Here is an 8,069-nt window from a genome sequence, read left to right as displayed (position 1 = left end):
CTTCGACAGTTCTTCAACAAGCTTGGCGATATCGGCCATGATGTTTCACTCCAAATATAGGGCCGGGGTGCCCGACGGGGTCGCCCCGATGAATATGTGTTCGTACGTCGAACCTGCTCTTACGCGGCTTCCTTGGCGCCATAGGCACCGAAAACGCGTGCGAGCATCGAGGTGGGTTCCTTGATCGTGCGGACGACCTTGGTCGCCGGCGCGTTGAGGAGGCCCACGATCGTGCCACGAAGTTCGTCGAGGCTGGGCATCGAGGCGAGCGCCTTGACCCCTGCTTCGTCGAGCTTCTGCGCGCCCATCGATCCGCCGACGATTTCGATCTTGTCGGTGGTCTTGGCGAACTCCACCACGGCCTTGGCCGCAGCAACCGGATCCTCGGAATAACCAAGGGCGGTCGGACCGGTCAGGTACTCGTCGAGACCTGCGTAGTCGGTGTCCTTCAGGGCGAGCTTGGCGAGACGGTTCTTCGCAACCTTGTAGGACGCACCGGCATCGCGCATCTTCGAACGCAGTTCGGTCGACTGAGCGACCGAGAGCCCCAGGTTGCGGGTGATGACCACCACGCCGGACTGGGCGAAGATCTCGCTGAGCTGGGCGACCGAATCGGCTTTCTGCGAACGATCCATGCCATACTCCTTCACATGTGATCGCGCCGGGATGGCTCCCGATGCGACCGGCTACGTTTGTCCGTGCCGAAAACCGACACGGGCGAGTCCGTCGATCAGGGAAGGAGTTGCGCCTTCCAAATGCTTGGAGAACGGCGCGAAACGACAATGCCTTGCGGGCACCGCGTGAAATCTCTGTCCCCGTCTAGGCTGGAAATTAAGAAGGCTGGATTGCCTTCACCAACTGTCTCGGACGGATGATCGGCTCGCGCATGCGCTTGCCGGTCGGGGAGCGCCTCTAGAGCAACTGACTAGCAAGTCAAGCTGTCAGGATCTATTGGACCGCCCAAGCAAAGAGGCCTGCCCCTTGCGGGACAGGCCTCTCGCGTATCTTACCGAGCCGCGCCTCAGGCGCGCTCGACCGGAAGATTACTCAGCAGCCGGAGCAGCTTCTTCAGCCGGAGCGGCTTCTTCAGCCATGGCGTCGGCCGGAGCGGCTTCTTCAGCCATCGCGTCGGCGGGAGCAGCTTCTTCGGTCATGGTTTCGGTCGCGGCGGTTTCTTCGGCCGGAGCAGCTTCTTCAGCCTTCTCACCGCAAGCGGCGAGGGTCAGCGCGAAGGGGAGAGCGGCGACGAGAGCGATCTTCTTCATGGGTATAAATCCTTGTTCGCCTGGATTGGCGAGGCCCTAAAATAGCCACATTTTCGCCCGGGTGAAGACACATTCTGCATTTTGCGCAAATTTTCGCCTTAATTCGGTTCAAGCCGCCAGCGCTGCAGGGTCTGTAGGCCGGTCCGGTAACAGGCTGATGCTCTTGCGCTGTCCGGCGTGACGGGCGGCAATAGCCCCGCTTCCGGCCATTGTCAGCGCGAGCAGGCCCACCAGCACCGAATCGAGGATCATTGCTACCCAGTCGAGCGGAGCGGGCAGCCACAGGATGGCGGCATAACCGAAGCCATAGTGCAGTGCCATCAAGGGAACGATGCCCGCGACGGTGAGCGCGATCGTGTACCAGAACGAACCGTGCATGATGCCTATCGAACGGATCGGTCCGACACGGACGTTGCCGAGCGCCCAAGCGACTCCCCAGGCGGTCAGGTATATCCCAATGACCTGAAATGGGATGCCCACGACTGCGGATGCGATCTGTGCCGTCTGACCCTCCAGTCCGGCAAGCTCGCCCAGCGAGCGGCCGAACATCGACCAGGCGGTTAGCGCTACGTTCAAAGCGAAGATGGTGAACCACAGGCCGACTGCTGGCCATTCGCATCGCGTCGCCTTCGCGGTGTCGTGATCGAACATGATGTAGCGGGTGAACCAATAGCCTGGCAGAAGTACCGCTACAGTTTTGAGGAAGCCAAGTTGCAAGCGCAGGGGATCTTGGCCCGCGACACTGGAGCTTGCCCGGTCGATGTACATACCCGCGTCCAGTTCGACCACGTGCTGCGCGAATTCGACCAGCATCGGAATTGCGAAGAACAGTGGGCAGGCCAGCATGAAGGCCCAGGATGAGCGATAGATTTCGGCAATGTCGGATTTGAGCACAGTCATTCTCCCTTGTAGCCGAGCAGGTCGCCTGGCTGACATTCGAGTTCGCGGCAGATCGCGGCAAGGGTGGAAAAGCGGATCGCCTTCGCCTTGCCTGTCTTGAGGATCGAGACGTTGGCCAGGGTCAGGCCGATGCGATCGGCGAGTTCGGTCATGGTCATGCCCCGTCGTCGGAGCAATTCGTCGAGGCGAACAACGATCGATGCGTCATCTTCGGCAGGCATCAGACCGTCCCTTCAAGATCGTCGCGCATCTGTGCGCCTTCACGCAGCAGCCGGGCCAGGACGAAGAGTAGAGGGACCGCAAACCAGCCAGTCAGCGAAAGCGACCAGCCAAAGTAGAGACCACTCGCTGTGCTTGCCCAGACCGACAGCTGACCGAAGATGAGATCCACGACATTGATCGCAAGCAAAGCCCAGGCGATGACCGACAGGCGGTCGGCGTTAGCTTCGCTAAAAGCGGCCCCAGTCTGGGTGTCCCGGATCATCGCGATCACCCGCGTCAGAATCAGATGGGTCGCAATGCAAACGGGGAGCGACATGGCGCAGACCCACTTGAACCAGGTGATAGCAACGTCACTCGCCTTCTCGGACGCGATCACCTGCATCACGAATTCGCGAGGCGTCCCAGGACTGATAACCATTACCGCCAGCAGAAAGGCAAGAATCGCGGCCGCAGTCCAGTTCAACCAATTGGTGATGCGTAGGGTTCTCACAAGGAGCGGAAGCATCTCGAATCTCCGTTTATTGATTATCGATATGATGCATTCAACTTTTATCGTCAATCAATAATATTGAAAATCGATAAAGAAGCTTCTCGTGCACGCGCGCCGGTAGGGCACTGGATGACAGCGGTGCATCTAAGATCGCGGCGCTTGAAGTGCCCCAGCATGCCACCGTGATCGGTGTGCACGATGCTGCATGACCGGTTTGGTGCGCCAATAGAATTTGGCTATAGCTTTCGGGGGAACACGGGGGGCAGGGGCAACATGACACGACAACTCTTCGTTCGGCTGGCGGTGTTTTATGCCATCGTCACCGGAGCAGTTTATGCTGCGGTCGCAGCCTATCCGCCTTTGGCGGACTTCCTGCCAATCGGCGGTGCGCAAACCCTCCTGACCGCTCCGCCGACCAATCCACTCGATGGTGTCAGCATCGAGGCCCGTCGCGTGGGCAATCTCGGCAGTTCGGTGGCGTGGCTGTTCATCGCGGTCGCTGGAGCCCTGATGACGACGCTACCTGTCACCTGGACCTACATGGCAAGCCGCAGCCGCAAGGAATACGACCAGGCGCTGGTCGAAACGATGATTGTCCTGCCCATCGCGGTCACTTCGATCGTGGTGATGGTGCACGACTCTCTGGCCTTGGCGTTCTCGCTGGCCGGGATCGTTGGCGGAGTGCGTTTCCGCAACACGCTCAAAAGTTCGGGCGACGCTATCTACATCCTGCTGGCGATCGGTATCGGACTGGCGGCCGGGATTGGCGCACTCGAGATCGCATTGGTGATGACGGTGATGTTCAACTTCACCTTCGCCTTCCTCTGGCTTGCCGACTACGGGGCCCTTCAGGGCACCCACCGCTATCTGCGGTCCGCTGAATCTGGCGATATGGAAGGCGAGATGAGCCGGAGCGATCAGTCAGGCGAGGGAGCCTAGAGGCAGGCCCCGACGAGCTTCTTCGCTACCTTGTCGCTGTCAGCGATGTCGCCGAAAAATCCATCGAGATATCGCCGCATCGTTTGGACGCTGCGCTCGTCCAGTCCGGGAATGCGGGTGAGTTCGGCTTCGATAGCAGGGCGCGCATCGCGAAACCGCGCGAGTTCTTCCGGCAGCGCGCCATTAAAAGCGCAATAGCCGCGATAGACGCGATACTTGACGTTGGGGATGCGCAAGATTTCGCTTGGCACGGCATAGGGCGCGTCGACCAGCCCGGCGTTGTCAAAATCATAGGGAACCGGAGTTAGTTCGGCGACCGCATCTTTCGCGTTCCCGAACAGGCGCGAATTGTGGCAGCAGACCGAAGGGTCAGGCCCTGCATCCATGGCCCAATCGGTATTGCCAATCATGTACTGGAACAGGGCGTAGCGGGCCCCGTCCTCTCGGTTCAGGGCAGATACGCGCACATTGCCGGTGTCGACCTCCTTCATCCCGACACGTTTCGCCGCGTCGTCCCCATCTTCGATGAAAAAGCCCATCCGGGTGGCAATGTCCTTGCCGCCGTCGCGGTATGTGACCCGCGCGAGCCTGACTCGAAAGCTTTCCGGTGTGATCGCATTGTATAGCCGATAGGTGGCATATTCCCGCAGGACGATCTGTTCGAAGCGGGAGTTGTCGTTGCAATGGGTTACCAGCTTGATCCTTTTTTGACCGTGAAACAGCGAGTCCTTGCCTGGTTTTTCGGGGAACCCGATCCGCAAGGGTGGGAAACTGCACCTGTCCTTTCGGCGTCGGGAGACACCCCTCGCGGCAATCTCGATCGCGTGGCTTTCTCCTGCGGATGTCAGTGTGGCTGGGTGGATTTCGGTCGATTTTTCCGCACGACCCACAACCTCGCGAACCGGACCGTCGATTATGACTTCGAGGACGGTATCGTCGCTGAACAAGGGCGTTGCCTTGTCCGGCGCTTCCTGCGCGTTGACCGGCCATGCGAGAAGCGCGATCAAAGCCGCAAGGATCGAGGCTGCTCTCATGGTTGCTTTCCTGTCTTGGGTGTGTCGGGAAGGGCGCGGCGTGACCATTGGCCGTCCAAGCCCCGCTCGTGAGCCCAGGTCTCATCCCCGGCAATCTCGAGAAAGCTGGCCGGACCGCCATAGGCTTTCGAAATGCCGGTATCGATGCGGATGAGCTGTCCGTCCCGTTCGACGGCGATCCCCGCCAGCGAGGGTGTGTGTCCGACAACGAGGCGTGAAACGCCCATCCCGGCCAGGGCCGCGGACAGTTCGCCCGGCGGAGCAGGGCGTTCGCCCTGATCGGGTGCGCCGATCACGTTGCCCCGGTACCAAATCGGCCCCAATTGGTCGTCGAGGACAGAGCGATCGACCTCCGCGCCCTCGGCCAGTGCGGCAGCATAACGGGCATTGATCGCAGCGATGGTCTCTGCGCTCGCTTCGCTGCTTATCCCGCCATGCGCGAAAAGAATGTCACCGACCTTGAACAGGGCAGGCCGGTCAGACGTCCAGGCACCAAGTTCGCCGCCAGGCGACCAGGCGCTGCGATGTTCGATCAGGCCAAGCGGAGTTCGCGCCATCCAGGCAGCACGAACCGCTTCGGGAGTAACCTCGGGATCGGTGGCGCGTGCCTGCTCGACCAGCGATCGTGCCATCGCCTGCCACACCATCTTTCTCGTTCGCTCCGAATTGTGGGTGACGAAGACCGCGTATTCGCCGGGATCGACATAGCGAAGATCGCCGATGACATTCATTGCCTCGTGGTTGCCCAGCAGCACGACGACCTTCCCGCCTGCCTTGGCGGCTTCCTTTTCCAGCGCCTGCAGGTGACGGATGATCTTCAGTGAGTCCGGCCCCCGATCGACGATGTCGCCAAGCTGGACAAGCATCGACCGCCCCCCGGTCCAATGTTTGCCGTCGGTGCTGACGCCCGATTCTTGGGCGATTTCGAGCCAGGCGCCATAGTCGCCATGCAGGTCGCCCACCGCAACGATGCGCTGAGCATCGCTGTCTGCCGCCGCTGGTACGCTGACAAGGAGAAGTGCGGCCAGCAATCGGCACAAGATGGCCAGAAATCCTCGCATCGCCCCCCCGTGGTTTGCCGAAGCTGGATAGCACAGTATCGTTTCCTTGCCGTATGGTCGACGCCGTCGTTTGACAGGGGGCGGGAGTCTTCCTAAATGGCCCTCGACCGCACGCTTCGAGCGAGTCTGATTCATGCGCGGGGATCGGACACAGGATGGAAGCGGCGTTTCCATAATCGCGACGCTTGAATAGCTGCAGCAGCCACCGGAACCGGTGCGCCATCCGCTGCGGCCTTTTCGCGTCTCGGCGATGGATCTCACGCGCATGAGATATGAATTATCGGCCCTATCCGCGTCGGGCTGGTGCACACGAGAAGAGGTATACACCCCTTATGGCTACCAAGGCGAAGGCTCCGAAGAAAACCCGGGGCACGAAGGCATCGGGCACGGCAAAGCGCCGCATCCGCAAGATCTTCGGCGACATCCACGAAGTCGTCGAGATGCCGAACCTGATCGAGGTCCAGCGCGAAAGCTACGAACAGTTCCTGCGTTCGGACAAGGCGACCGGATATGTTTCCGGCCTCGAGAAGACCCTGCGCTCGGTGTTCCCGATCCGCGACTTCGCCGGTACTGCCGAACTCGACTTCGTGCACTACGAACTCGAGCCGCCCAAGTACGACATCGTCGAATGCCGCCAGCGTGGCATCACCTATGCCGCGCCGATGAAGGTCACGCTGCGCTTGATCGTCTTCGAAGTCGACCAGGAAACCGAAACCCGTTCCGTGCTCGATATCAAGGAGCAGGACGTCTACATGGGCGACATGCCGCTCATGACCGAGAACGGCACCTTCATCATCAACGGCACCGAGCGCGTGATCGTGTCGCAGATGCACCGTTCGCCGGGTGTGCTGTTCGACCATGACCGCGGAAAGACCCACAGCTCGGGCAAGCTCCTCTTCGCTGCCCGCATCATTCCCTACCGTGGTTCGTGGCTCGATTTCGAATTCGACGCCAAGGACATCGTCAACGTGCGTATCGACCGCAAGCGCAAGCTGCCGGTCACCGCTCTGCTCTATGCCCTGGGTCTCGACGCCGAGGACATCCTCAACCACTTCTACAGCACCGTCACGTGGAAGCGTGCCAAGGACGGATGGGAAATCCCCTTCGTTGCCGAACAGTGGCGCGGGCAGAAGCCGGCTTTCGCGCTGGTCGACGCCAAGACCGGCGAGGAAGTGTTCCCCGCCGGCCAGAAGATCAGCCCTCGCGCCGCCAACAAGGCTGCCAAGGACGGTCTCGCCACCTTGTTGCTGCCGACCGAGGAAATCTTCGGTCGCTACGCCAGCCACGACATGATCGACGAGAAGACCGGCCGCATCTATATCGAAGCGGGTGACGAAGTCGCTGCCGAGAACCTCGAAGCGCTGGACAAGGCCGGCATCGACGCGCTCGAACTGCTCGACATCGACCACATCAACACCGGTCCGTGGATCCGCAACACGCTCAAGGTCGATAAGGCCGAGAACCGCGATGAGGGCCTCGAGGCGATCTACAAGGTCATGCGCCCGGGCGAACCGCCGACCAAGGAAACCGCGGAAGCCCTATTCGAAGGCCTGTTCTTCGACGCCGAGCGCTATGACCTGTCGGCCGTCGGCCGCGTCAAGCTCAACATGCGTCTCGAACTCGACGCCGAGGACACCGTCACCACCCTGCGCAAGGAAGACATCCTGGCAGTGGTTAAGGAACTGGTGAACCTCAAGGACGGCAAGGGCGAAGTCGACGACATCGACAACCTCGGTAACCGCCGCGTCCGCTCGGTCGGTGAGCTCCTGGAAAACCAGTACCGCGTCGGCCTGCTGCGCATGGAACGTGCGGTGAAGGAGCGCATGAGCTCGGTCGACGTGTCGACCGTGATGCCGAACGACCTGATCAACGCCAAGCCCGCCGTGGCCGCGGTGCGCGAGTTCTTCGGTTCCTCGCAGCTCTCGCAGTTCATGGACCAGACCAACCCGCTGTCGGAAGTCACCCACAAGCGCCGCGTTTCGGCGCTTGGCCCGGGCGGTCTTACCCGCGAGCGTGCAGGCTTCGAAGTCCGCGACGTTCACCCGACGCACTATGGCCGTATCTGCCCGATCGAGACGCCGGAAGGCCCGAACATCGGTCTGATCAACTCGCTGTCGACCTTCGCCCGCGTCAACAAGTACGGCTTCATCGAGACGCC

The 8,069-nt window shown here is 61.0% G+C and carries 8 protein-coding genes and 1 pseudogene; 2 read left to right on the top strand and 7 right to left on the bottom strand.

The genetic code is table 11. From position 1 onward, the window contains the following. Nucleotides 1-119: 119 nt before the first annotated feature. From rplJ to AAFM29_RS15975, 5 genes are all read right to left on the bottom strand, one after another. Complete coding sequence (rplJ, locus tag AAFM29_RS15995; protein ID WP_341713767.1) at nucleotides 120-635, bottom strand: 50S ribosomal protein L10; 516 nt, start codon at nucleotides 633-635, stop codon at nucleotides 120-122. A gap of 408 nt (nucleotides 636-1,043) precedes the next feature. Further along, nucleotides 1,044-1,265: a hypothetical protein gene (locus AAFM29_RS15990; protein ID WP_341713766.1), complete on the bottom strand. Its 222-nt coding sequence runs from the start codon at nucleotides 1,263-1,265 to the stop codon at nucleotides 1,044-1,046. Between the two features lie 108 nt (nucleotides 1,266-1,373). Further along, the gene (locus tag AAFM29_RS15985) at nucleotides 1,374-2,165 is read right to left on the bottom strand and encodes a hypothetical protein (RefSeq protein ID WP_341713765.1); all 792 of its coding nucleotides are present in this window, start codon (nucleotides 2,163-2,165) and stop codon (nucleotides 1,374-1,376) included. After that, nucleotides 2,162-2,386 carry a helix-turn-helix transcriptional regulator gene (locus tag AAFM29_RS15980; protein WP_341713764.1) on the bottom strand — a complete coding sequence of 75 codons (225 nt, stop codon included), beginning with the start codon at nucleotides 2,384-2,386 and terminating at the stop codon, nucleotides 2,162-2,164. The genes AAFM29_RS15985 and AAFM29_RS15980 overlap by 4 nt, the downstream gene beginning before the upstream one ends. Continuing rightward, nucleotides 2,386-2,946, bottom strand: a complete 561-nt coding sequence (locus AAFM29_RS15975) for a DUF2975 domain-containing protein (RefSeq protein WP_341713763.1) — start codon at nucleotides 2,944-2,946, stop codon at nucleotides 2,386-2,388. Before AAFM29_RS15975 ends, AAFM29_RS15980 begins: the two co-directional genes overlap by 1 nt. Before the next feature lie 204 nt (nucleotides 2,947-3,150). Here AAFM29_RS15975 and AAFM29_RS15970 point away from each other — a divergent pair, with 204 nt between their 5' ends. Next, the gene (locus AAFM29_RS15970; protein ID WP_341713762.1) at nucleotides 3,151-3,816 is read left to right on the top strand and encodes a DUF4956 domain-containing protein; all 666 of its coding nucleotides are present in this window, start codon (nucleotides 3,151-3,153) and stop codon (nucleotides 3,814-3,816) included. On the opposite strand, the gene AAFM29_RS15965 is transcribed toward AAFM29_RS15970, so the two are convergent. Both AAFM29_RS15965 and AAFM29_RS15960 read right to left on the bottom strand, forming a co-directional pair. After that, nucleotides 3,813-4,850 carry a hypothetical protein gene (locus tag AAFM29_RS15965; RefSeq protein WP_341713761.1) on the bottom strand — a complete coding sequence of 346 codons (1,038 nt, stop codon included), beginning with the start codon at nucleotides 4,848-4,850 and terminating at the stop codon, nucleotides 3,813-3,815. The two genes, AAFM29_RS15970 and AAFM29_RS15965, sit on opposite strands and share 4 nt — an antisense overlap. After that, complete coding sequence (locus AAFM29_RS15960) at nucleotides 4,847-5,911, bottom strand: metallophosphoesterase (RefSeq protein ID WP_341713760.1); 1,065 nt, start codon at nucleotides 5,909-5,911, stop codon at nucleotides 4,847-4,849. Before AAFM29_RS15960 ends, AAFM29_RS15965 begins: the two co-directional genes overlap by 4 nt. Nucleotides 5,912-6,243: 332 nt before the next feature. Here AAFM29_RS15960 and AAFM29_RS15955 point away from each other — a divergent pair. Beyond that, nucleotides 6,244-8,069: pseudogene (locus AAFM29_RS15955) on the top strand (DNA-directed RNA polymerase subunit beta); the annotation flags it as partial.

This window comes from Erythrobacter sp. (assembly GCF_038133525.1).
GTDB lineage: Bacteria > Pseudomonadota > Alphaproteobacteria > Sphingomonadales > Sphingomonadaceae > Qipengyuania.
Note: the sequence above shows the minus strand (reverse complement) of the source record. Positions and strands in the feature narration are given on the sequence as shown.

What these genes read in the sequence shown, in the direction of transcription:
- rplJ (WP_341713767.1), bottom strand. Translation starts at nt 635, where the DNA reads ATGGATCGTTCGCAGAAAGCCGATTCGGTCGCCCAGCTCAGCGAGATC.
- AAFM29_RS15990 (WP_341713766.1), bottom strand. Translation starts at nt 1,265, where the DNA reads ATGAAGAAGATCGCTCTCGTCGCCGCTCTCCCCTTCGCGCTGACCCTC.
- AAFM29_RS15985 (WP_341713765.1), bottom strand. Translation starts at nt 2,165, where the DNA reads ATGACTGTGCTCAAATCCGACATTGCCGAAATCTATCGCTCATCCTGG.
- AAFM29_RS15980 (WP_341713764.1), bottom strand. Translation starts at nt 2,386, where the DNA reads ATGCCTGCCGAAGATGACGCATCGATCGTTGTTCGCCTCGACGAATTG.
- AAFM29_RS15970 (WP_341713762.1), top strand. Translation starts at nt 3,151, where the DNA reads ATGACACGACAACTCTTCGTTCGGCTGGCGGTGTTTTATGCCATCGTC.
- AAFM29_RS15965 (WP_341713761.1), bottom strand. Translation starts at nt 4,850, where the DNA reads ATGAGAGCAGCCTCGATCCTTGCGGCTTTGATCGCGCTTCTCGCATGG.
- AAFM29_RS15960 (WP_341713760.1), bottom strand. Translation starts at nt 5,911, where the DNA reads ATGCGAGGATTTCTGGCCATCTTGTGCCGATTGCTGGCCGCACTTCTC.